At 65.0% G+C, this 21,642-nt stretch carries 20 protein-coding genes; 8 read left to right on the plus strand and 12 right to left on the minus strand.

The genetic code is table 11. From position 1 onward, the window contains the following. The first annotated feature begins 30 nt into the window (after positions 1-30). Positions 31-657, plus strand: a complete 627-nt coding sequence (locus AB3X86_RS20120) for a DUF47 domain-containing protein (protein WP_013089315.1) — start codon at positions 31-33, stop codon at positions 655-657. Beyond that, positions 657-1,667 (plus strand): inorganic phosphate transporter, encoded by a 1,011-nt coding sequence (locus tag AB3X86_RS20125; RefSeq protein WP_176377886.1) that lies wholly within the window; start codon positions 657-659, stop codon positions 1,665-1,667. The genes AB3X86_RS20120 and AB3X86_RS20125 overlap by 1 nt, the downstream gene beginning before the upstream one ends. Before the next feature lie 166 nt (positions 1,668-1,833). Here the strand turns inward: AB3X86_RS20125 and AB3X86_RS20130 are convergent, their stop codons facing one another. The 12 genes from AB3X86_RS20130 to AB3X86_RS20185 all read right to left on the minus strand — a co-directional run bounded on the left by AB3X86_RS20130 (position 1,834) and on the right by AB3X86_RS20185 (position 14,738). After that, positions 1,834-2,640, minus strand: a complete 807-nt coding sequence (locus tag AB3X86_RS20130; RefSeq protein ID WP_368597355.1) for an SDR family NAD(P)-dependent oxidoreductase — start codon at positions 2,638-2,640, stop codon at positions 1,834-1,836. Positions 2,641-2,691: 51 nt separating this feature from the next. After that, on the minus strand, positions 2,692-3,777 hold the full coding sequence (locus AB3X86_RS20135; protein WP_368597356.1) for an NlpC/P60 family protein: 1,086 nt from the start codon (positions 3,775-3,777) through the stop codon (positions 2,692-2,694). A gap of 212 nt (positions 3,778-3,989) precedes the next feature. Then, the gene (locus AB3X86_RS20140; RefSeq protein ID WP_368597357.1) at positions 3,990-5,828 is read right to left on the minus strand and encodes a PhoH family protein; all 1,839 of its coding nucleotides are present in this window, start codon (positions 5,826-5,828) and stop codon (positions 3,990-3,992) included. Between the two features lie 355 nt (positions 5,829-6,183). After that, entirely contained in the window at positions 6,184-6,645 is a 462-nt protein-coding gene (locus AB3X86_RS20145) for a peroxiredoxin (protein ID WP_176377882.1), read from the minus strand. 204 nt (positions 6,646-6,849) lie between these two features. Continuing rightward, on the minus strand, positions 6,850-7,743 hold the full coding sequence (locus AB3X86_RS20150) for a polysaccharide deacetylase family protein (protein WP_368597358.1): 894 nt from the start codon (positions 7,741-7,743) through the stop codon (positions 6,850-6,852). Positions 7,744-7,753: 10 nt separating this feature from the next. Next, positions 7,754-8,800, minus strand: coding sequence for a bifunctional UDP-4-keto-pentose/UDP-xylose synthase (locus AB3X86_RS20155; RefSeq protein WP_176108676.1), 1,047 nt, complete (start codon positions 8,798-8,800; stop codon positions 7,754-7,756). After that, entirely contained in the window at positions 8,797-9,726 is a 930-nt protein-coding gene (locus AB3X86_RS20160; RefSeq protein WP_368597359.1) for a formyltransferase, read from the minus strand. The genes AB3X86_RS20155 and AB3X86_RS20160 overlap by 4 nt, the downstream gene beginning before the upstream one ends. After that, complete coding sequence (locus AB3X86_RS20165) at positions 9,723-10,766, minus strand: glycosyltransferase (protein WP_368597360.1); 1,044 nt, start codon at positions 10,764-10,766, stop codon at positions 9,723-9,725. Before AB3X86_RS20165 ends, AB3X86_RS20160 begins: the two co-directional genes overlap by 4 nt. A 6-nt stretch (positions 10,767-10,772) precedes the next feature. Beyond that, positions 10,773-11,924 (minus strand): DegT/DnrJ/EryC1/StrS family aminotransferase, encoded by a 1,152-nt coding sequence (locus AB3X86_RS20170; RefSeq protein WP_368597361.1) that lies wholly within the window; start codon positions 11,922-11,924, stop codon positions 10,773-10,775. A 176-nt stretch (positions 11,925-12,100) separates the two neighbouring features. Then, complete coding sequence (locus tag AB3X86_RS20175; protein WP_013089326.1) at positions 12,101-12,472, minus strand: SMR family transporter; 372 nt, start codon at positions 12,470-12,472, stop codon at positions 12,101-12,103. 24 nt (positions 12,473-12,496) lie between these two features. Then, a complete protein-coding gene (locus AB3X86_RS20180; RefSeq protein ID WP_368597362.1) occupies positions 12,497-14,251 on the minus strand; it encodes a glycosyltransferase family 39 protein in 1,755 nt (584 codons plus the stop codon). 112 nt (positions 14,252-14,363) lie between these two features. Continuing rightward, complete coding sequence (locus AB3X86_RS20185) at positions 14,364-14,738, minus strand: Mth938-like domain-containing protein (protein ID WP_368597363.1); 375 nt, start codon at positions 14,736-14,738, stop codon at positions 14,364-14,366. Positions 14,739-15,194: 456 nt separating this feature from the next. On the opposite strand from AB3X86_RS20185, the gene AB3X86_RS20190 reads away from it, so the two are divergent. The 6 genes from AB3X86_RS20190 (at position 15,195) to moaE (ending at position 21,632) form a co-directional block, all read left to right on the plus strand. Further along, complete coding sequence (locus AB3X86_RS20190) at positions 15,195-16,442, plus strand: pyridoxal phosphate-dependent aminotransferase (protein ID WP_368597364.1); 1,248 nt, start codon at positions 15,195-15,197, stop codon at positions 16,440-16,442. Positions 16,443-16,544: 102 nt separating this feature from the next. Next, positions 16,545-17,876 (plus strand): homoserine dehydrogenase, encoded by a 1,332-nt coding sequence (locus tag AB3X86_RS20195; RefSeq protein WP_368597365.1) that lies wholly within the window; start codon positions 16,545-16,547, stop codon positions 17,874-17,876. Between the two features lie 8 nt (positions 17,877-17,884). Then, positions 17,885-19,336, plus strand: a complete 1,452-nt coding sequence (gene thrC, locus AB3X86_RS20200; protein ID WP_368597366.1) for a threonine synthase — start codon at positions 17,885-17,887, stop codon at positions 19,334-19,336. 236 nt (positions 19,337-19,572) lie between these two features. Further along, on the plus strand, positions 19,573-20,784 hold the full coding sequence (gene glp / locus AB3X86_RS20205; RefSeq protein WP_368597531.1) for a gephyrin-like molybdotransferase Glp: 1,212 nt from the start codon (positions 19,573-19,575) through the stop codon (positions 20,782-20,784). Positions 20,785-20,838: 54 nt separating this feature from the next. After that, entirely contained in the window at positions 20,839-21,096 is a 258-nt protein-coding gene (gene moaD, locus AB3X86_RS20210; protein WP_176108666.1) for a molybdopterin converting factor subunit 1, read from the plus strand. A 59-nt stretch (positions 21,097-21,155) separates the two neighbouring features. Further along, entirely contained in the window at positions 21,156-21,632 is a 477-nt protein-coding gene (moaE, locus tag AB3X86_RS20215) for a molybdopterin synthase catalytic subunit MoaE (RefSeq protein WP_368597367.1), read from the plus strand. Positions 21,633-21,642: the final 10 nt, after the last annotated feature.

The following is a 21,642-nucleotide window of genomic DNA, read 5'->3' on the forward strand; positions in this document are numbered from 1 at the left end:
GCCATTACGTGACCCATTTCCAGGATCCCAATGTTCGGTCGATTCATGCCCACCGAGGGCAAGTTCTTTGAAATCTTCAATTCGCACGCAACGTGCATCATCTCGGCAAGCCGCGAACTCGAGCTCCTGATCGACAATCTGCAGGACGCCGAAATCCACAAGCAAAACGTGCAAAAGGCCGAGAAAGCGGCCGACAAGCTCACGCACGAAGCCATCGACCTGCTGCACAAGACTTTCATCACGCCGCTCGACCGTGACGAGATCCACAAGCTGATCACGACGATGGACGACATCCTCGACCTGATGGAGGACGTCGCCACCGCGATCTCGCTGTACGACGTGCAAGCGGTCACGTCGGAGGCGAGCCAGCTCGCGCATATCTGCACGGCGACCTGCGAGCGCGTGCAGTTCGCGGTCAGCCTGCTGTCGGACATGAAGCAGGCGCGCCAGATCCTGAAGGCCTGCGAGGAAATCGACCGGCTCGAATCGGAAGCCGACCGCGTGCTGCGCGCGGCGATGTCCAAGCTGTTCCGCGAGGAAGACGACGTCAAGGTCCTGATCAAGCTGAAGGCGATCTACGAGCTGCTCGAAACGATCACGGACAAGTGTGAGGATGTGGCGAACATCATCGAAGGCATCGTGCTGGAAAACGCATAATGCAATCGATACAACTCGCTATCTGGGTCGTAACCGGCCTGGTTGCCATTGCGCTGGTGTTCGACTTCATGAACGGCTTTCACGACGCGGCGAATTCGATCGCCACGGTCGTATCGACCGGCGTGCTGAAGCCGCAGCAGGCGGTGGCGTTCGCGGCGGCGTTCAACGTCATCGCGTATTTCGTGTTTCACCTGAAGGTGGCCGCAACCGTCGGCAAGGGCACGATCGATCCGGACATCGTCGATCACTACGTGATCTTCGGCGCGCTGGCCGGCGCGATCGCGTGGAACGTGATCACCTGGGTCTACGGCATTCCGTCGAGTTCGTCGCACGCGCTGATCGGCGGGCTCGTGGGCGCGGCGCTCGCCAAGTCGGGCTGGGGGGCGCTGAACTGGGACGGTCTGATGAAGACCGTCGCGTTCATCTTCGTTTCGCCGCTGCTGGGCTTCGTGCTCGGCTCGTTCTTCATGCTGCTGGTGTCGTGGCTGTACTTCCGCACGCCGCCGAGCAAGGTCGACCGGCGCTTCCGCCGTCTACAACTGCTCTCCGCTGGCCTGTACAGCCTTGGTCACGGTGGCAACGACGCGCAGAAGACCATCGGCATCATCTGGATGCTGCTGATCGCAACCGGCTTTGCGTCGATGAAGGCGAATGCGCCGCCGCTGTGGGTGATTGGCGGCTGCTATCTGTCAATGGGTCTTGGCACGCTGTTCGGCGGCTGGCGAATCGTGCGCACGATGGGGCAGAAAATCACGAAGCTGAAGCCGGTCGGCGGCTTCTGTGCGGAGGCGGGCGGAGCGCTCACGCTGTTCACCGCGTCGGCGCTCGGTATCCCCGTCTCCACCACGCATACGATCACCGGCGCGATCGTCGGGGTCGGCGCGACACAGAAGTTGAGCGCGGTGCGCTGGGGCGTCGCCGGCAACATCGTGTGGGCGTGGATTCTGACCATCCCGGCGTCCGCGCTGCTGTCCGGCGGAGCATGGTGGCTGGGTCACCACTTCCTGTAATCACCTTGCGATGCAGGCCTGCGCTGCTCGATTTGGCTGAGTCTGGCTAAACAGCACGCGCGGGCTTCGGCTTGATGCCGCCCGTTGCATCGCATCGGTTTCCCTACGCAGTTCGATTGAAAGCGCGCTTGCGTCGTCCTGAGGACCGTCGCGTCGCTCGATCCGTTCAGATCAGCGGTGCGTTTGCGCCGTCCATCGGGATGATCGCGCCCGTCACATAGCTTGCACGGCGGCTCGCGAGGAACAGCGCCACGTCGGCGATTTCCTCAGGCTTTGCGTAGCGGCCGAGCGGCATCCGGGCCTGGCCGCGCGCGAGCGCCTCGTCGTTGCCGATGCCTTGCTGCGCCGCCTCCAGCTGGACCGCTTCCTCGACCCGCTCGGTCAGCGTCGCACCCGGATTGATCGCGTTGATGCGGATGCCATAGCGCGCGTAGTAGTGCGCGAGGCCGACGGTTGCGAGCATCAGCGCCGCGTTGGCCGCGCCGCCCGCGATATGGATGTCGCTCGCGACCTTGCCGCCCATGCCGATGATATTGACGATCGTGCCCGGCTCGACGCCGCCGTTGGCCTTCGCGCGCTGGGCCATACGGCGCAGCACCTCCTGCTGCGGATAGATATACGGGAAATACTTCGCTTCCATCGTCGCGCGGAATGCGTCGGCATCGAGTGTCTCGGGGTCGTATCGGCGCGCGGCGCCGGCGCTATTGATCAGCACGTCGATCGGGCCTACCGCGGCGCTGACTTCTTCGACGATATCGGCGGCACTATGCGGTTCGTGCAGGTCGGCACGCGTGCGATGCACGTGGAATCCTTCCTGTTTCAGCTGTTCGTAGGCGCGCGCGAGGTTGGCGGGGTCGCGCGACACGATCGCGACCTTCGCGCCTTCCTGTGCGAAGGCCCGCGCGCATGCGAAACCGATGCCTTTGCTGCCGCCGGTAATGAGCACCACCTTATTTTTGAGTCCGAGTTCCATGGTCGTTACCCGCCGTCGAAAGAATATCGATGACGATAGCAGATCACGGCCTCAGAAGTTGCCGTTCGCGAAACGGGCGATCGGGTCGTCGCTGCTTTGCGTGGGTGCGGGCGCGCCGTGGGAAGCAGTCGACGCGCGCATCAGCTGGACGGCGCCAGCGCCGTCGGTCGGCTGTGCCCGACGGGCCTGGCGTTCCGCGATGGAAGCGGGCGGCGGTGGTTCGAATGCATCGGCGGCGGCGTCGATCGCGTCGGTTGCGGTTGGCGGGAGGACGCGGGCAGTCGTGGCGGTCTGCATCGGTTGAGCGGGTGAAGGAGCACCGCTTTCGTACATGCGTGTCTGAGCCGCCGGGACCAGCGGCGGTGCCACGGCGCCCGCCGAGCGCGCCTGCAGTTGCGCGTCGCTGAGGCCCGACGGCGGCGGCTCGAATTGATCGGTTTGCGCGACGGGCGTGCTGCCACCTGCACCGGTCGCGGGGATCGCGCCGGTAGAGGTCGATGCTGGCCGAATCGCCACCGTCGCCGCGGCGCCCGCGGCAGCGCGCTCCGTTTGCGGCGCCGCCGCCTGATAGCTCGGCGTATCGAATGGCGCGGGCGTCGCGGCCGGTCCCGCCATCCGGCGGATGCCGTCGAAACGCTTCGCCCAGTAGGGATTGGTCAGATAGTCGAGCCGCACCGTGCCGCCAGTCGATGGTGCGTTGACGAAGCGCAGTTTGCCTACGTAGATGCCGACGTGTGAATGCGCGCGTCCCGTCGTATTGAAAAAGATCAGATCGCCGGGCGCGATTTCCTCGGGCTCGACGGATTCGCCGCGCCCGCTCATCTCGGCAGTCGTGCGCGGCAGGTTCACCGACGCCGCGCGCAGCACCACGTAGCGCACGAGCCCGCTGCAGTCGAAGCCGCTGTCGGGCGTGTTGCCGCCCCAGCGGTAGGGCACGCCGACGAGGCTCATCGCCTGAATCGAGATTTCCTCGCGGCCGATGCTGTGATCGACGAAATTGGGGAAGCCGGGCGGCGGCGCGTGATAGGCGCCGTTCGCGACGACGGTGCCGCCAGACCCGCGCGAGCTCTTCTGCGGCGCGCCGGCGCAGGCGGCGAGCAGCAGGACGGGCAGCAGCGATAGGGCGAGTCGGCGCATGAAGACGGCACGGGCGGTAAGCGCCCATTTACTCACTGACGATGTCGGGATGGTAGCCGCCCAACAAGGCTGCCGCAAGAATTGTTGATAAATTACTTGAAGTTTGTGCGCTAAGTGTTGCCTGCGGAGAACGTCGGCGCAATAAAAAAGCCGCGCCCGGAACGAACCGGACGCGGCTTGCGATGAAAAGCCGGAAAGGGACCTCCGAACGCCTAGAGAATCTCCGACGCGTAGTCAGCGAGGCGCGAGCGCTCGCCGCGCGCGAGCGTCACGTGTCCGCTGTGCGCCCAGCCCTTGAAGCGATCGACCACATAGGTCAGGCCGGAACTGCCCTCGGTCAGGTAAGGCGTGTCGATCTGCGCGATGTTGCCGAGGCAGATGATCTTCGTGCCCGGACCCGCGCGCGTGACGAGCGTCTTCATCTGCTTCGGCGTCAGGTTCTGCGCCTCGTCGATGATCAGATACTTGTCGACGAAGGTCCGGCCGCGCATGAAGTTCATGCTCTTGATTTTCAGGCGCGAACGGATCAGCTCCTGGGTCGCGGCGCGGCCCCATTCGCCGGCGGCGTCGTCGGTTTTTTGCAGCACTTCGAGGTTGTCGTCGAACGCGCCCATCCACGGTTGCATCTTTTCCTCTTCAGTGCCCGGCAGGAAGCCGATGTCTTCACCGACCGGCACCGTCGCGCGCGTCACGATGATCTCGTTGTAGCGCTTGTCGTCGAGCACCTGCGCGAGGCCCGCCGCGAGCGCGACCAGCGTCTTGCCGGTGCCGGCCTGGCCGAGCAGCGTGACGAAGTCGATTTCCGGATTCATCAGCAGGTTCAGCGCGAAGTTCTGCTCGCGATTGCGCGCCGTGATGCCCCACACGTTGTTCTTGTGGTGGCCATAGTCACGCAGCGTTTGCAGCAGCGCGGTCTTGCCGTTCAGCTCGCGCACCAGCGCATGAAACGCGGGCTCGCCGTTTTGCGGCTCCAGATAAACGAACTCGTTGACCAGCATCGAAGCGCACAGCGGACCTGTCACACGGTAGTAGGTGGTGCCGGTTTTGGTGTCCTGCCAGCTTTCCATGCCCTTCGCGTGCCGGGTCCAGAAGTCTTGCGGCAGCGCGCGGATGCCCGTGTACAGCAGGTCGCTGTCCTCGAGCACCTGGTCGTTGAAGTAATCTTCGGCGGGCAGGCCGAGCGCATGCGCCTTGATGCGCATGTTGATGTCTTTCGACACCAGCACGACCTGGCGATCCGCGCGATCGCGCTGCAGCGCGCGCACGACGCCGAGGATCTGGTTGTCGGCCTTGCCTTCGGGCAGCCCTTCGACGGGCTCGATCGCGGTCAGCCGGGTCTGGAAGAACAGGCGTCCGGATGCCTCGCGGCTGCCCAGCCGCGCGAGCGAAATGCCGCCGGTGATGTCGCCCGCGTTCGCGACGAGCGCGTCGAGCGTGCGGCTCACCTGACGCGCGTTGCGCGCGACTTCCGACATCCCCTTCTTGTGGTTGTCGAGCTCTTCCAACGTCATCATCGGCAGATAGACGTCGTGCTCCTCGAAACGGAACAGGCAGCTCGGATCGTGCATCAGCACGTTGGTGTCGAGCACGAAAAGCTTCTGCACTTCGACTGGCGCGGCGCTGGTGCCGCGTTTCTTGCGGGTGGCGGCCGGGGTCGCCGCGGCGGGTGCGGCGGCTGTTTCGGCCGTGGGGTGCTTCGCGCGTGCGACGACCGGCTGCGTTGCGGCCTCGTCTTCCCCGAGCTGCGAGCGCCCGGATGGAACCGGCTGCAACAGCGCGGCGGTCTGTTTGGTCTTGCGGCCACGCGCCGGCGCGGGTTGCGCGGCGGGCGGCGATTCGACGGCGGGCACGGGCCACAACGTGGTGGCGGCGTTGGCGGCGTGCGCCATCGGGGTGGCAACATTGGCGCGGCCGTAATCGGCCGACTCTGCGGATTCCCCTTCACGCGCCTGTTTTTTCGCAGTGGAGCGCGCGGGCGCGACGGCTTTGGCCTTGTATTCGTCAGGCGACAAAAGATTGCCGAGCTTGCTGGGGGGAGTAGGCAAAGGCATGGTTTCCCTCGAAATGATCGGGTCGCATATCGTGCGCCGCCCGTCGCATTCTGACGATGTCCTCATGGAACACCCAGTCTGCGCGAGGAGGCGCGCATTCGGTCTAGAGATGCCGGTTCGCCTGGTCTTCGATAGGCTCCTTGACGGAAGCGCGCGAACCAGTGAACGAGCGGTCGCGCGCAATTAAAAAAGCCGCCGCCCCGGCATTCGGGGCTAGCGGCTCGACGATGATGCTCGCATTGCGCCTCACGCTCGGAACGGCACCGGTGGACCCGGTCAAGCGGCCGTCAGAGCTGGCGCAGCGGAGAAAAATATGGGGTGGGCAGGCACTCATTGCGGCCCAATATAACGCGCATCAAAGCGCTTGTACAGCCTCCAGAATTTCGTCGACGTGACCTGGCACCTTGACGCCGCGCCACTCCTGGCGCAGCACGCCAGCGGCGTCGATGAGGAACGTGGAGCGCTCGATTCCCCGTACCTCTTTGCCATACATTTTCTTCATTTTGATGACGGAGAAGAGCGCGCAGACGGTTTCTTCCGGATCGGAAATCAGCGGGAAGGGTAGTTCGAGCTTGGCCTTGAAGTTGTCATGCGAACGCAAGCTGTCGCGCGACACGCCGATCACTTCCGCGCCGGCCTTCTTGAACTTCGGATACAGATCGCGGAACTGCAGACCTTCGGTCGTGCAGCCCGGCGTGTTGTCCTTCGGATAGAAATACAGCACCACCTTCTTGCCCCGCAGCTTTGACAGCGTGATTTCGCCGCCCGTCGCGGCGGCGGTGAAGTCGGGGATGGGTTGGTCGACTGCGATGGACACGAGGTTCTCCGGTGGTTGGGGCCGGCGTCGCTAGGTGCCGCGGCGTCGGCCGGTCTGTCGTCGAGGTTGTTGTTGTTCGGGGATTCGGTCGGCGTGCGGCCATGCGGTTGCCTTGCGCTGCCAGATCGGCAGGCCACGCGGCGAAGGGGCAGGCAGCAAGCGGCGTGCTTACCGACGACGACTTTCGCACCGCGCCGCGGCCCTTCAGGGCTGGACGATCAGTTCGCCGGAGCGCCCCGGAATCTCACCCCACGTAACAGGGTACGATGGCAGCGTGTCGCGGTCTAGCGTGGCGTAGTAATCGCCCATCGTGGCGAACGTGTGGCCCTGCGCGCGCCAGCCTTCCAGCAGTTGTTCGAATACCGGCGCGAGCTTCTGTCCTTCGAGTTCCGCGTGCAGCGTGAACACCTGGTCGTGCGGATTTTTTTCGGTTTGTTTCAGCATCCACGCGGCGACGTTGTGCGTGTCGACACCATCGACACCCAGCACTTCGTCGAGCGTCGGCAGCGTGGTCGGCATCTGCACGTGCTTGAGCGTCTTGCCGTCGACCACCGGCAGATAAGGCGAGTGGCCGCGACCATCAGACGCGTAGTGCATGCCCCACGCGTCGATCTGCTCGAACGCGTGGCCGTTCATCTGCCAGCCCGCCGCGCCGTGCGTGACGGGCGGCGTGCCGAATACCTCGATGAAGCGCGCGTGGCTCTGCTGCATTTGCGCGGCGGTCCACGCGCGATCTTTGGCGCGCACGTTGTCCTGCCAGTACACGTGATCCCAGGTATGGATGCCGCACTCGAAGCCGGCTTCGTGGATCGCGCGCATCTCGGCCGCCGCCTTCGCGCCGATGTCCGGACCGGGCAGCAGCACGCCGTACATCAGCTGTTTGACGCCGTAATGCTCGACCACCGACGTGCGCGACACCTTCTTCAGAAAACCCGGCCGCAGCACGCGGCGCATCGCCCAACCGGTGTGGTCCGGCCCGAGGCTGAACAGGAAGGTGGCGCGCGCCTTGAAACGGTCGAAGATGCGCGCGAGATTCGGCACGCCTTCGCGGGTGCCGCGCAGCGTGTCGACGTCGATCTTCAGGACGATGCGAGCCAAGGATGCGCCCTTATTGCTGTTCGACGAGTGCGCGGGCGTCCGCGACGTGGCCGCGATACGCTTCGAAAATCTTGCGCAGCGCTTCGTCGAAAGTCGACGTGGGTGCCCAGCCGAGTTCCTGCTTCGTGTTGTCGATCTTCGGCACGCGGTTCTGCACGTCCTGATAGCCGTTGCCGTAGTACGCGCCCGACGACGTTTCGACCAGTTGCACTTTCTTGGCCGAGTCCGCGTATTCGGGGAATTCGGCCGCAAGTGCCAGCATCTTGTGCGCGAGCTCGCGCACCGAGAAGTTGTTGGTCGGATTGCCGATGTTGTAGATCTTGCCGGTGGCGACGCCGTTCTTGTTCTCGATGATCTTCATCAGCGCGCTGATGCCGTCGTCGATATCCGTGAAAGCGCGCTTTTGCGCGCCGCCGTCGACGAGGCTGATGTTCTCGCCACGCACGATGTGGCCGAGGAACTGCGTGACCACGCGCGAGCTACCTTCCTTCGGCGTGTAGATCGAGTCGAGGCCCGGGCCGATCCAGTTGAACGGACGGAACAGCGTGAAATTCAGGCCTTCCATGCCGTAACCCCAGATCACGCGGTCCATCAGCTGCTTCGAGCACGCGTAGATCCAGCGCGGCTTGTTGATCGGGCCGTACGACAGCTGCGATTCTTCCGGATCGAACTGCTCGTCCGTGCACATGCCGTAGACCTCGGAGGTCGACGGAAACACGAGGTGCTTGCCGTACTTGACGGCCGAACGCACGATCGGCAGGTTCGCCTCGAAGTCGAGTTCGAACACGCGCAGCGGCTGCTTCACATAGGTTGCGGGCGTGGCGATCGCGACGAGCGGCAGGATCACATCGCACTTCTTGATGTGATATTCGACCCACTCCTTGTTGATCGTGATGTCGCCTTCGAAGAAGTGCATCCGCTCATGATTGACGAGGTCGCCGAGACGTTCGGTCTGCATGTCCATCCCGAAAACTTCCCAGTCGGTCGTTTCGAGAATGCGTTTGGACAGGTGATGGCCGATAAAGCCATTCACACCCAGAATCAGGACTTTTTTCATGAATGAGATTGGATGAGCTGGGCGAATTTCGCCGGACTGACGGCAGTCTCGCCGCCATCGTGCTGGTGCCGCAATTCGCGGATGTTGATTGCGCGGCCGTCGCCGCAAATTGCGAAAACGGCATTATCGCTTACGTGCAGGCCCGGGGGCAAATCCGAGCGGAGCGCGCCGGGCACGGCCAGACGCGCGCGTGCGACGATGAAACGATGGCCGTTCAGATCCGTGAAAGCGCCCGGATACGGCGGTGCGACCGCGCGGATCAGGTTGTAGACCTGCTGCGCGGACCGGCTCCAGTCGATGCGGCCGTCTTCCGGTTTGCGGCCGCCGTAGTAGCTGCCGTGCGCGAGATCGTTCGGCAGATGCGGCGCCTCGCCTGCGAGCAGCGCCGGCAGCACGCGCCAGAGCGTTTGCTCCGCGGCGACCGTGACCTTGTCGAAGACCTGCGCGGCGGTGTCGTCGGGGAGGATCGGCACCGGTGTTTGCGCAATGATCGCGCCGGCGTCGGGTTTCGCGGCCATTTCGTGCAGCGTCGCGCCGGTTTCGCTCTCGCCGTTGAGCACCGCCCAGTTGGTCGGCACGCGGCCGCGATACTTCGGCAGCAGCGAGCCGTGCATGTTGTAAGCGCCCCGCGCGGCGATCGCGAGCAGATCGGGCGGCAGCATGTGGCGGTAGTAGAACGAGAAGATGAAGTCCGGCCGCGCGGCGCTCACCGCGGCGCGCAGTTCCGGGCTCTTCGGATCGGCCGGCGTGACGACGGCAATGCCGTGCTCGGCCGCCACCGATGCCACGCTGCCGAACCAGATGTTCTCGCTCGGGTTGTCTTCGTGCGTGACGACGAGCGCGACGTCGACGCCGCGCGCGAGCAGCACCTGCAGGCAGCGCACGCCGACGTTGTGATACGCGAATACGACGGCGCGCGGCTTCATGGCTGGTGCCCCTGATCGGCGACCGGCACCGGCTGCACGCCTTGCGCGACGGTCTGACGCGGCGTTTCGGCGACGGCGCCGCCGTCGCGTTCTTCGAGAATGGTCTGCACCAGATAACGCGGCCGCGCTCGCACCTGCTGATAGATCCGGCCGATGTATTCACCGAGCAGGCCGAGCGCGAAGATGATCACGCCGAGCAGGAAGAAGGTGATAGCGAACAGCGTGAACACACCTTGAACTTCCGCGCCGATGATGAAGCGCCGAATCAGCAGCAGGACGAACAGCGCCGCGGAGCCTAGCGACAGGATCACGCCGATGAACGACAGCCATTGCAACGGCACCACCGAGAAGCCGGTGACGAGGTCGAAATTCAGACGGATCAGCGAGTACAGCGAGTACTTCGATTCACCGGCGAAGCGTTCTTCGTGCGCGACCTCGACTTCCACTGGATTCTGCGCGAACGTGTACGCGAGCGCGGGGATGAACGTGTTGATTTCGCCGCAGCGGTTGATCGTATCGATGATGTGACGGCTGTACGCGCGCAGCATGCAGCCCTGGTCGGTCATCTTGATGCGCGTGATGCGCTCGCGCAGATGATTCATCGCGCGCGACGCCTTGCGGCGCCACAGGCTGTCCTGACGCTGCCGACGGATCGTGCCCACGTAGTCGAAGCCCTCGCGCATCTTTGCGACGAGCTTGCCGATTTCCTCGGGCGGATTCTGCAGGTCGGCGTCGAGCGTGATCACGATCTCGCCGCGCGACTGCTCGAAGCCCGCGAGAATTGCCATGTGCTGGCCGTAGTTGCCGTTCAGCAGGATCACGCGCGTCGTGTCGGGCCGCGCGCGGAACTGCCCGGCGAGCAGCGCCGCGGATTTGTCGCGGCTGCCGTCGTTGATGAAGATCACTTCATAACCGGTGCCGAGCGCATCGAGCGCCGGATAGAGGCGCGCGAACAGCGCGGCCAGTCCGGCTTCCTCGTTGTACACCGGAATGATGATCGACACTTCCGGTGCGACGGCGCGATGTTCCGAATAAGTCATGTCCGCTTACTTTCCGTAGTGTTCGCAAATTTCGTTGACCGCGCGGCACACGCGCTCGACGTCGCCTTCGTTCATCAGGGTGAAGAGCGGCAGCGTGACGGTGGTGGCGCCGAAGCGTTCGGCGTGCGGGAACATGCCTTCCTTGAAGCCGCGCGCGCGGTACAGGGAAAACAGGTGCAGCGCAGGGTAGTGCACGCCCGAGCCGATGCCGCGCTCCTTCAGTTCGCTCATGAAGCCGGCGCGGTCGATCGACAGCTTTTCGAGCGGCAGCGTGATCTGGAACATGTGCCAGTTGCTGTTTTGGAAGTCCGCGACGGGCAGGCCGACGCCGAGCTTCACGGCCGCGCCGCCTTCGAGCTGCGCGAAGTACGCGCGCACGAGCTTCTTGCGCTGTGCGATGAAGCGCTCCAGATGCGGCAGCTGGCCGAGGCCGACGCGCGCGGCGACGTCGGTCAGGTTGTACTTGCCGCCGAGCACGTCGCAGTCCATGCCGTCGAAGCCGGTGCGCGTGATGCCCTGCAGCCGGTATTTTTGAGCGAGCACCGCTTCTTCCTCGTTGTTCAGCACGAGCGCGCCGCCTTCGACCGAGGTCAGGTTCTTGTTCGCGTGGAAGCTGAACGACACGATGTCGCCGAGCTTGCCGATGCGCTCGCCGTTCCAGGTCGAGCCGAACGCCTGGGCGGCGTCTTCGATCACGCGCAGCTTGTGCTCGCGGGCGATCGCGTACAGACGGTCCATGTCGACCGGCAGGCCGGACAGGAACACCGGCAACAGTGCCTTGGTGCGCGGCGTGATGGCTTTTTCGAGCAGATCCAGATCGATGTTGCGCGTGACCGGGTCGATGTCGGCGAATACCGGCGTCGCGCCGGTTTCGAGGATCACGTTGCAGGTCGACACCCAGGTGGCCGGCGTCGTGATGACTTCGTCGCCGGGACCGACGCCGGCGATGCGCAGGCCGATTTCGAGCGTCGCCGTGCCGGAATTGAACGTGCGCACCGGGCGGCCGCCGCAGAACTCGGACAGCGCGGCCTCGAACTTCTGGTTCTGCGGGCCGGTGGTGATCCAGCCGGAACGCAGCACGTCGGCGACGCCCTGGATCGTTTCCTCGTCGATCTCGGGTTTGACAAACGGCAAAAACGGGACTTGTGACTGGCTCATGAATGCATCGCTCGATTGAAAGGGGCGCGGCCCGACGGGCGCGAAGTAAACCACAAACTACGCGCAAACCCAAGGCCGCGGCGGAAAAAACGCAACCGTGCAGCTTACCGCGCCCTACCTTACGTCAGGCTTAGGCGGCTCGTGTGCCGCGCGGGTTCCTGCGCGAGGCCCGGCGGCTAGCTGCGCGCGAGCACGACCACGCCGACCAGAATGATGCCGATGCCGACCAGCTTCTGCACCGACATCACTTCGCCGAACAGATACCACGCGGCGATCGCGTTGACCACGTAGCCAAGCGACAGCATCGGATACGCGATCGACACGTCCACACGCGAGAGCCCGATGATCCATACCGCCACGCTGATCACGTAGCAGGCGAGCCCGCCGATGATCGGCGGCTGGGTTGCCAGCTTGAAGCCGATGGGCAGGATGTTCGCACGGGTGAATTCGAAGTGTCCAACGGCATTCGTGCCGGCCTTGAGCAGCAGCTGCGCGCCGGCGTTCAGCGTGACGCCGGCGAGGATGCAGAAGAGGGAAATCGGGTTCATCGAACGGTCTGGTTCTCGAGAGGATTAGGGCTTTGTCGCGGGCGTGGTGGCGGGGGCAGCGGCGGCGGGAGCCCCGTCGGCGAGCGGCTTCATCACCACCACGCGACGCGGATCGCGCGCGATCACCTGCATCGGCACGCCTTGCTTGACGAGGCGCTCGTAGGTCGGCGGCGGGATCAGCGCGAGCGCGTAGCGATCGGCCTTCCAGCGTTCGATCCACGCTTGTTCCGTCGGCACCCATTTTTGCGGCTCGACGGACACGCCGAACGCGAGCTCGTCCGGGTGCGCGACCATGATCATCGTGTGGCCGATGTAGAACGGCAGCGTGTGGTCGAGCACGCCGACCGAGTAGAACGGCGTGTCGGGCGGCAGCTGCGCGAGTTTTGCCTTGATCGCGGGAGCGAGCGGCGCGCCGGAGCTCAGGCGTCCGAACACGTCGTGGCCGGTGCCCGCGATCGTGGCGAGCAGCAGCCAGCCCGCGCCGAACGCGGCAAGGCTGCCGAGGCCGACCCGCGCGTTGGCGCCCACACCATCCTCGCCGCGGCGGTTCAGCCACAACGCGACCAGCGTGAGCACGAAAGCCACGCCCAGCCCGGCGAGCACCCACACGCGGAATTCGGCGTACAGCGCGGCCGGATTACGCTGGGAGCCGAGGCGCGGCAGGAACAGCGCGGCAAACGCGGCGACCACGAAAAACAGCGCGTAGCCCGCCAGATGCCGGCGCAGCTGCTCGCGCGTGACGAGCGGCAGGTACATGCCGATCAACATCGCGATCGGCGGCGCGATCGGCAGCGTGTAGGACAGCAGCTTCGAGTGCGACGCGCTGAAGAACAGGAAGATGAAGACGATCCACGTGAGCATCAGCGTGACCGGCGCGAAGCCGTTCGGCTGGCGCGGCTGACGCCACGCGTGGCGCACGCTTTGCACGGTTACCGACAGCCACGGCAGGAAGCCCACCAGCAGCACCGGCACGAAGTAGTAGAACGCGCCGGGGCGATTCTGCTCGGGCGTCAGATAGCGCTTGAACTGCTGGACGACGAAGAAGAAGTTCAGGAATTCCGGATTGCGCTGCTGCACGAGGACGAACCACGGCGCGACGATCGCGAAAAAGACGATCAGGCCGCTCACCAGGTGAAGCCGCTTCCACAGCGCCCAGTCGCGCGCGATCAGCGTGTAGAGCACCAGCACCGCGCCCGGCAGGATCAGCCCGACGAGGCCTTTGGAGAGCACCGCCAGCGCCATCGACGCCCAGCACACCAACATCCAGCCGCGCACGCACGGGAGGCGCAGGTTCGGGCGCTGCGCGAGCAGCAGCGCGCAAAGCGTGAGGGTCATCCAGAACGACAGGCCCATGTCGAGCGTGTTGAAGTGGCCCATCAGGTTCCAGTACGGCGCGCAGGCGAGCACGAGCGCCGCGAACACGCCGGTCGCCGCGTTGAACACGCGCGCGCCGGTGAAGCCGATCAGCAGCACGCCGGCGAAGCCCGTCAGCGCGGTATAGAGGCGCGCCTGCCATTCGCCGATGCCGAACCACGCGAACGTCAGCGCGTTCGCCCAGGTTTGCAGCGGCGGCTTCTCGAAGTACTTGTAGGCGTTGTAGCGCGGCGTGATCCAGTCGCCGGTCAGGAACATTTCGCGCGCCATTTCGGCGTAGCGGCCTTCGTCGCTCGGCAGCAGATGGCGCCAGCCGAGCGGCACGAACCAGATCACGGCGAGAACCAGCACCAGCAACAGGATTGCGGTGCGGTTGAGCGGTAGCCTCGACGGCGTATCGTTCATGAAATATCAACCCTTCTTGTTATCGACGACGCGCGCACGGGCGCGGCGCGGGGGCCAGAACGGGGCCGACGCCGGCGCGGGCTCGCGCGGGATGCGGTGGCGCCGGGCCCGCTCAGGCTTCGATCAGCAACGCGGCCGCGACCTTGCGGCCCTCGGCCATCAGAATGTTGTAGGTGCGGCAGGCGGCCTTGAAGTCCATCGTTTCGACGCCGATGCGTTTCGCGGTGAGCGCGGCGGTCAGCCGCGGGTGCGGAAAGCGCAGCCGCTCGCCGCTGCCGAACACGACCACTTCGGGCGCGGCGTCGACCAGCATCGCGAAATGCTCGGCGCTCAGTTGCTCGAACGACGAGACGGGCCAGGGAATGACCGGCGCGCCCGGCAGCACGAGAATACTGCCCGCGTGACGCACCAGATTGATTTCGACGTAGTCGGCGCCGTAGCCGGTAACGGTATTCAGCGCGCCGCTGGAATCCTGATGTAATTTCAAATTCGTTTTCCGAAGTCGTCGTGAGACGTCATGCGTATTACCGGCCTGGATGCACGTGGCACAGGCCGTGCGGTTCGACGCGTGTGACACACGAGAAGGCCGAAAAGGCTTGCCGTTGCGGGTGGTGCATTGCGGAAGTCGGCCAAAATCCGCTAAATTATAACTTTTTAGCCGCCTTGCGGCGCCCCTCGCTCAAGTGCCGCCACAAGCCGCGCTGGGCGCATCCGCGTGGCCCACCGGCTACCTGTGCTGGCATCGCCCGCTTTCGCTGCGTGTTTTCCCCGCGCCGGAACCCGGAAAGCCGCGGCCGCTCGACAGTTCGACCCCATTTCGCAGTTGACCGCCTTCGGTGGCGCCGCCGCGTCCGAATTCCCGTATCGGTGAATCCGAGCGGCCCGGTGACGTCAGCCGGGCGTCGTTTGCCCAAGGTTTGCCCCAGCCATCAACCAGGATGAAGTGCCCGCCGTGAAACCGATTCTCAAATCCAACAAATTGTTGAATGTCTGCTACGACATTCGCGGGCCCGTCCTCGAACACGCGAAGCGGCTCGAAGAAGAGGGCCACCGCATCATCAAGCTGAACATCGGCAATCTGGCGCCGTTTGGTTTCGAGGCACCCGATGAAATCATTCAGGACATGATTCTGAACCTGCCCAGCTCGTCGGGCTACTCCGATTCGAAGGGCGTGTTCGCCGCGCGCAAGGCGATCATGCACTACACGCAGCAAAAGGGCGTGCACGGCGTCGAGCTCGACGACATCTACATCGGCAACGGCGCGTCCGAGCTTATCGTGATGGCGCTGCAGGGCCTCGTCAACGACGGCGACGAAGTGCTGCTGCCCGCGCCCGACTACCCGCTGTGGACCGCCGGCGTGAGCCTCGCGGGCGGCACGCCGGTGCACTACATCTGCGACGAGTCGAATAGCTGGATGCCCGACCTCGACGACATCCGCGCGAAAATCACGCCGAGCACGCGCGCGCTCGTCGTGATCAACCCGAACAACCCGACCGGCGCGCTGTATTCGGACGAACTGCTGCTCGGCCTGATCGAGATCGCGCGCCAGCACGGCCTCGTGATCTTCGCCGACGAGGTGTACGACAAGATCATCTACGACGGCAAGAAGCACACGTCGATGGCGTCGCTGTCCGAAGACGTGCTGACCGTTACGTTCAACAGCCTGTCGAAGAGCTACCGCTCGTGCGGCTACCGCGCCGGCTGGATGGCCATTTCGGGCCTGACCGGCGAGAACCGCCGGCTCGCGAAAGACTATCTGGAAGGGCTCGGCATCCTCGCATCGATGCGGCTGTGCCCGAACGTGCCCGGCCAGTATGCGATCCAGACCGCGCTCGGCGGCTATCAGAGCATCAACGACCTGATCGTGCCGAGCGGGCGCCTGTACAAGCAGCGCGAGCTCGCGTATGAGATGCTCACGGCGATCCCCGGTGTAAGCTGCGTGAAACCGGAAGCGGCGCTGTACATGTTCCCGCGCCTCGACCCGAAGGTGTATCCGATCCAGAACGACCAGCAGTTCATCCTCGACCTGCTGCTCGAAGAGCGCGTGCTGCTCGTGCAGGGCACCGGCTTCAACTGGAAGACGCCGGATCACTTCCGCGTCGTGTTCCTGCCGAACGTCGACGACCTCGCCGATTCGATCAACCGGATCGCGCGCTTCCTCGATGGCTACCGCAAGCGTCACACAGCCTGAGCCGGCCTCGCGTACGATGTGGCGCGTGACGCGGCGCATCAGGCGCGCCGCTCGTGCCACCCCAGACACCCTTTTCAAACCTCTATTAGAAACACACGCTGCATGGAACCGATCAAAGTTGGACTGCTGGGCTTCGGCACGGTAGGCAGCGGCACCTTCACGGTACTGCGCCGCAATCAGGAAGAAATCAAACGTCGCGCGGGTCGCGGTATCGAGATTGCGCGTATCGCCGTGCGCAACCCGGCCAAGGCGACCGCGGCGGTCGGCGGCGAAGCCGGCAGCGTGGCGCTGACCGATGACTTCAACGCGGTCGTCGACGACCCGTCGATCGCGATCGTCGCGGAAATGATCGGCGGCACCGGCATTGCGCGCGACCTCGTGCTGCGCGCGATCAACAACGGCAAGCACGTGGTCACCGCCAACAAGGCGCTGCTCGCCGTACATGGCACGGAGATTTTCGAGGCGGCGCGCGCGAACGGCGTGATGGTCGCGTTCGAAGCGGCGGTGGCGGGCGGCATTCCGATCATCAAGGCGCTGCGCGAAGGCCTGACGGCGAACCGTATCCAGTACATCGCCGGCATCATCAACGGTACGACGAACTACATCCTGTCGGAGATGCGCGACCGCGGGCTCGATTTCGCCACCGCGCTGAAGGCCGCGCAGAAACTCGGCTACGCGGAAGCGGACCCGACCTTCGACATCGAAGGCGTCGACGCCGCGCACAAGGCGACGATCATGAGCGCGATCGCGTTCGGCGTGCCGGTGCAGTTCGACCGCGCGTACGTCGAGGGCATCAGCAAGCTCGCCGCGATCGACATCAAATACGCCGAGGAACTCGGCTATCGCATCAAGCTGCTCGGCATCACGCGGCGCACCGACAAGGGCATCGAACTGCGCGTGCATCCCACCCTGATTCCGGAAAAGCGCCTGCTCGCGAACGTGGAAGGCGCGATGAACGCGGTCGTCGTGCACGGCGACGCAGTCGGCACGACGCTGTACTACGGCAAGGGCGCAGGCGCAGAGCCGACGGCGTCCGCGGTGGTTGCCGATCTGGTCGACGTGACGCGTCTGCACACGGCCGACCCCGAGCACCGCGTGCCGCATCTGGCGTTCCAGCCGGACAGCCTGTCGAACACGCCGATCCTGCCGATCGAAGAAGTCACGAGCGGCTACTACCTGCGCCTGCGCGTCGCCGACGTGACCGGCGTGCTCGCCGACATCACGCGCATTCTGGCGGACAGCGGCATTTCGATCGACGCACTCTTACAGAAGGAATCGGAGCTCGTCGACGCGAACGGCAAGGGCGAAACCGACATCCTGCTGATCACGCATGAGACGGTCGAAAAGCAGGTCAACGCCGCGATCAAGTCGATCGAGGCGCTGCAGACCGTCGTCTCGCAAGTCACGAAGCTGCGCATGGAAGCGCTGAACTAGGCCGAACTATGAACTACCTCTCCACGCGCGGCGCCGGAGCCGGCGAGCGCCATACCTTCTCCGACATCCTGCTCGGCGGTCTCGCGAAAGACGGCGGCCTGTATCTGCCGGCCGAATATCCGCGCGTCACCGCTGATGAACTCACGCGCTGGCGCACACTGCCGTATGCGGATCTCGCGTTCGAGATCCTGTCGAAGTTCTGCGACGACATCCCCGCCGACGATCTGCGCGGGCTGACCCGCAAGACCTACACGGCCGCGACCTACTGCAACGTGCGCGACGACGAAAGCGCCGCGCAGATCACGCCGCTGAAGACGCTCGGCGTCGAAGACGGCGCGCCGCTGTCGCTGCTCGAACTGTCGAACGGGCCGACGCTCGCGTTCAAGGACATGGCGATGCAGCTGATCGGCAACCTGTTCGAGTACGCGCTCGCGAAGCACGGCGAAACGCTGAACATTCTCGGCGCGACCTCGGGCGATACCGGCAGCGCCGCCGAATACGCGATGCGCGGCAAGCAGGGCATCCGCGTGTTCATGCTGTCGCCGCACAAAAAGATGAGCGCGTTCCAGACCGCGCAGATGTACAGCCTGCAAGACCCGAACATCTTCAACCTCGCGGTGGAAGGCGTGTTCGACGACGCGCAGGACATCGTGAAGGCGGTGTCGAACGATCACGCGTTCAAGGCGAAGTACAAGATCGGGACGGTCAATTCGATCAACTGGGCGCGGGTCGTCGCGCAGGTGGTCTATTACTTCAAGGGCTACTTTGCCGCGACGAAGTCGAATGACGAGCGCGTGTCGTTCACGGTGCCGTCTGGCAACTTCGGCAACGTCTGCGCGGGTCACATCGCGCGCATGATGGGCCTGCCGATCGAAAAGCTCGTCGTCGCGACCAACGAAAACGACGTGCTCGACGAGTTCTTCCGCACCGGTATCTACCGCGTACGCAAGGCAGCCGAGACGTATCACACGAGCAGCCCGAGCATGGACATCTCGAAGGCGTCGAACTTCGAGCGTTTCGTGTACGACCTGCTCGGCCGCGATCCGGCGCGTGTGCTGCAACTGTTCCGCGACGTCGAGGAGAAGGGCGGTTTCGACCTCGCGGCGAGCGGCGACTTCGCGCGCGTGAGGGAGTTCGGTTTCGTGTCCGGCAGCAGCAACCACGACACCCGCGTCGAGACGATCCGCGACGTGTTCCAGCGCTACGACACGATGATCGACACGCACACGGCCGACGGCGTGAAGGTCGCGCGCGAGCATTTGCAAGCGGGCATTCCGATGATCGTGCTCGAGACCGCGCAGCCCATCAAGTTCGGCGAGACGATCCGCGAAGCGCTGCTGCGCGAACCGGAGCGGCCGGCGGCGTTCTCGGGGCTCGAATCGCTGCCGCAGCGCTTCGAGGTCGTGCCGGCGGATGCGCAGCGGGTGAAGGACTTCATCGTCGCGAATACCGGCGAATAAGGGCGACCGGCGAGGGCAAGCGGGCCGTGTGGGCTGTTTCGGCTCACGCGGCATCCCGACGCCCACGCCCGCACTACGAAAAAACGCTGGCCGCACCCCTCGCCGCCACGCAGCGAAAATCACAAAAAACTCTCCATGACGCCCGGCCGCCCAGGCTAACGGCATCGGCCGCTACAATGTTCTTTTAACCTGCGGCTTCGACACTCCAGATGTCCACACCCACGCCCCGCGCTCCGATGCTCGCCACTGCCGATGCGTTGGCGATCCTGCTCGACGCCGCCCGAGCGATCGACGGTATCGAAACGCTGCCGACGCTCGACGCGCTGAATCGCGTGCTCGCCACCGACGTCACGTCGCCGCTCGACGTGCCGCCGATGCACACGAGCGCGATGGACGGCTACGCAGTCCGTATCGCTGATCTCGCGCACGGCAGCCGCCTGCCGGTCTCGCAACGGATTCCGGCCGGCCATGCGCCGGCGCCGCTCGCGCCCAATAGCGCGGCACGCATCTTCACCGGCGCGACGGTGCCCGCTGGCGCGGACGCGGTCGTGATGCAGGAGCAGACCGAGGTGGCCGGCGACGAGGTGACGATCGTGCATCGTCCGCAGGCGGGCGAGTGGATCACCGCGCAGGGCGCCGATATTCGCGCGGGCTCGGTGATCCTGCCGGCCGGCACGCGGCTCACGCCGCAGGCGTTGGGGCTTGCCGCGTCGGTCGGATGCGCGCAGCTCGAGGTGCGCCGGCGCGTGAAGGTCGCCGTGTTTTTCACCGGCGACGAATTGACGATGCCCGGCGAGCCGCTGAAGCCCGGCGCGATCTACAACTCGAATCGCTTCACGCTGCGCGGACTGCTCGAAAAGCTCGGCTGTGACGTGACCGACTACGGCATCGTCGCCGATGAGCTCAACGCGACCCGTGCAACGCTGCGCGAGGCCGCTGAGGCGCACGATCTGATTCTCACCTGCGGCGGCGTGTCGGTCGGCGAGGAGGATCATGTGAAGCCGGCGGTCGAGGCCGAAGGGCGTCTGTCGATGTGGCAGATCGCAATGAAGCCGGGCAAGCCGCTCGCATTCGGCGCGGTGCGCCGTGGCGCGGCGGGCACGGCCGAAACGTTTTTCATCGGCCTGCCGGGCAATCCGGTGTCGAGCTTCGTCACGTTCCTTCTGTTCGTGCGTCCGTTCGTGCTGCGGCTGGCCGGCGTGCAGGCGGTCGCGCCGCGCGCGCTGTCGCTGCGCGCGGACTTCACGCAGGGCAAGGCGGATCGCCGCAACGAATTCCTGCGCGCGCGCGTCAACGCGGCCGGCGGGCTCGAACTGTTTGCCAATCAGAGCTCGGCCGTGTTGACGTCGACCGTGTGGAGCGACGGCCTGATCGACAATCCGCCGAACCATGCGATCAGCGCCGGCGAAACCGTGCGCTTCATTCCGTTTTCCGAACTGCTGAACTGAGGCCGGCTATCCGCGGCATGCGCGGCATGCGCGGCACAAACTGGCGGTATCCCGATGAAGATTGAACTCCGATACTTTGCGAGCGTACGTGAAGCGCTCAATACCTCCGACGAAACCGTCGAGGTGCCCGACGGCATCGCGACCGTCGGCGACGTGCGCGCGTGGCTGCGCGTGCGTGGCGGCATCTGGGCCGAGACGCTCGCCGAAGGCCGCGCGCTGCGCATGGCCTGCAACCACGTGATGACCGACGCGAGCACGCGTATTACCGAGGGCTGCGAGGTCGCGTTCTTTCCGCCCGTCACCGGCGGCTGAGCCGCGCTCGGGCCCATCATCACGTTCACGTCAGCGACAAAAGCCCTCAGGAGTCACCCATGCCCGTTCGCGTCCAGACCGAAGACTTCGACCTCAGCGCCGAGGTGGCCGCGCTGCGCGCTCGCAATCCGAGGATCGGCGCGGTCGCGTGCTTCGTCGGCACCGTGCGCGACCTGAACGAAGGCAGCGCGGTCGAGACGATGGAACTCGAACACTATCCGGGCATGACGGAGAAGTCGCTCGAGGCGATCGTCGAGCGTGCGCGCGAACGCTGGCCGGGCATCGAGGTGCTGATCGTGCATCGTGTCGGCAAGCTGTATCCGCTCGATCAGATCGTGCTCGTGGCGACGACGGCCGCGCATCGCGGTGACGCGTTTGCGTCGTGCGAATTCGTGATGGACTATCTGAAGACCGAAGCGCCGTTCTGGAAGAAAGAGAAAACCGACGCGGGCGAGCGCTGGGTCGACGCGCGCGTGACCGACGATGCCGCGCTCGCGCGCTGGGGCATCGCATCGGGAAACCAGACGGCGGAGTAGCCGAACCGTG

Origin of the sequence: Paraburkholderia sp. BR14374, assembly GCF_040948685.1 — a bacterium.
Taxonomy (GTDB): domain Bacteria; phylum Pseudomonadota; class Gammaproteobacteria; order Burkholderiales; family Burkholderiaceae; genus Paraburkholderia; species Paraburkholderia youngii.

What these genes read in the sequence shown, in the direction of transcription:
- AB3X86_RS20175 (WP_013089326.1), bottom strand. Translation starts at nt 12,472, where the DNA reads ATGAACCCGATTTCCCTCTTCTGCATCCTCGCCGGCGTCACGCTGAAC.
- AB3X86_RS20120 (WP_013089315.1), top strand. Translation starts at nt 31, where the DNA reads ATGTTCGGTCGATTCATGCCCACCGAGGGCAAGTTCTTTGAAATCTTC.
- AB3X86_RS20160 (WP_368597359.1), bottom strand. Translation starts at nt 9,726, where the DNA reads ATGAAGCCGCGCGCCGTCGTATTCGCGTATCACAACGTCGGCGTGCGC.
- AB3X86_RS20180 (WP_368597362.1), bottom strand. Translation starts at nt 14,251, where the DNA reads ATGAACGATACGCCGTCGAGGCTACCGCTCAACCGCACCGCAATCCTG.
- moaD (WP_176108666.1), top strand. Translation starts at nt 20,839, where the DNA reads ATGAAGATTGAACTCCGATACTTTGCGAGCGTACGTGAAGCGCTCAAT.
- AB3X86_RS20125 (WP_176377886.1), top strand. Translation starts at nt 657, where the DNA reads ATGCAATCGATACAACTCGCTATCTGGGTCGTAACCGGCCTGGTTGCC.
- AB3X86_RS20130 (WP_368597355.1), bottom strand. Translation starts at nt 2,640, where the DNA reads ATGGAACTCGGACTCAAAAATAAGGTGGTGCTCATTACCGGCGGCAGC.
- moaE (WP_368597367.1), top strand. Translation starts at nt 21,156, where the DNA reads ATGCCCGTTCGCGTCCAGACCGAAGACTTCGACCTCAGCGCCGAGGTG.
- glp (WP_368597531.1), top strand. Translation starts at nt 19,573, where the DNA reads ATGCTCGCCACTGCCGATGCGTTGGCGATCCTGCTCGACGCCGCCCGA.
- AB3X86_RS20170 (WP_368597361.1), bottom strand. Translation starts at nt 11,924, where the DNA reads ATGAGCCAGTCACAAGTCCCGTTTTTGCCGTTTGTCAAACCCGAGATC.
- AB3X86_RS20165 (WP_368597360.1), bottom strand. Translation starts at nt 10,766, where the DNA reads ATGACTTATTCGGAACATCGCGCCGTCGCACCGGAAGTGTCGATCATC.
- AB3X86_RS20135 (WP_368597356.1), bottom strand. Translation starts at nt 3,777, where the DNA reads ATGCGCCGACTCGCCCTATCGCTGCTGCCCGTCCTGCTGCTCGCCGCC.
- AB3X86_RS20155 (WP_176108676.1), bottom strand. Translation starts at nt 8,800, where the DNA reads ATGAAAAAAGTCCTGATTCTGGGTGTGAATGGCTTTATCGGCCATCAC.
- AB3X86_RS20195 (WP_368597365.1), top strand. Translation starts at nt 16,545, where the DNA reads ATGGAACCGATCAAAGTTGGACTGCTGGGCTTCGGCACGGTAGGCAGC.
- AB3X86_RS20140 (WP_368597357.1), bottom strand. Translation starts at nt 5,828, where the DNA reads ATGCCTTTGCCTACTCCCCCCAGCAAGCTCGGCAATCTTTTGTCGCCT.
- thrC (WP_368597366.1), top strand. Translation starts at nt 17,885, where the DNA reads ATGAACTACCTCTCCACGCGCGGCGCCGGAGCCGGCGAGCGCCATACC.